The organism is Haliea sp. E1-2-M8 (assembly GCF_030649675.1).
In the GTDB taxonomy this organism is placed as follows: Bacteria; Pseudomonadota; Gammaproteobacteria; order Pseudomonadales; family Halieaceae; genus Haliea.
Genome location: NZ_JAUTDR010000080.1, coordinates 1 through 993 on the forward strand (window position 1 = coordinate 1; position 993 = coordinate 993).

Below are 993 nucleotides of genomic sequence, written 5' to 3' on the forward strand. Positions count from 1 at the left end.
GGGTCTTCCCCTATTCGGGTGGATCCATAGCCATTTTTCTGCTCTCCCCCTAAAATTCCAGGCTCCTAATTCTCGGAGTGGGGCTGGTTAGTCAATGGATGAATTGTCACTTTACGAACGCATTCTTGGGCTGCGTGATCCTTGGGCGGTTGAGCATGTCGAGCTGTCCGAGGATGGGGTAGTTCATGTGTATATTGAGTACGATCGGAATACCGAAGCCCTCTGTCCTGCGTGCGGTTCGGCATGTCCCCGTTACGACACCCGCGACAAGAGTTGGCGACATCTGGACACTTGTCAGTTCCAGACCATTGTCCATGGCGCTGTGCCCAGGGCTCAATGCCACGAGCATGGCGTCTTGCAGGTCGATGTTCCCTGGGCAGAACGGAACTCCCGATTTACGCTGCTGTTTGAAGCGATGGCGATCCAATGGCTCAAAGAAGCCAGTATTAACGCGGTGAGCCGTCGCTTGGGACTCAGCTGGAATGCCATCGACGGAATCATGCGCCGTGCTGTGGAGCGTGGCCTGTCTGCCCGCCAATCGGTGGATTACCACCATATTGCTGTTGATGAAATTAGCAGCAAGAAGGGACACCGGTATCTAACTATTATCTCCAATGACTCAGGTCAGGTAGTTGATATCCGGGATGATCGCACTAAAGGCAGTCTCGGTGACTTCTTTAAAAGCTTGTCGGAGTCGGAGCTAAACTCAATTGAAACCGTCAGCATGGATATGTCGCCGGCGTACATTTCGGCCACCAAAGAGCATTTGCGTGAGTGGGAGCAAAAAATCTGCTTTGACAAGTTTCATGTGGCTATGGACTTGAATAAAGCCGTTGATGCCGTCAGGAAGAAGGAGATGCTATTCGTCCCAACCGAGTATATAAAGCCTTTGCATTTATCTCGATTTAGTTGGTTGCGCTCTGAGGCCAGTTTAAAACGCCACCACCGGGACACCATTGATACGCTTTCTAAAGTGGCAAAGAAAACAGCTCG

General features: G+C 51.3%; 1 protein-coding gene. It reads left to right on the forward strand.

Annotated elements, in window-relative coordinates; genetic code table 11:
• Positions 1-94 precede the first annotated feature (94 nt).
• A partial coding sequence (locus Q6D67_RS21615) for an ISL3 family transposase (RefSeq protein WP_304707913.1) occupies positions 95-993 on the forward strand: 899 nt, incomplete at its 3' end.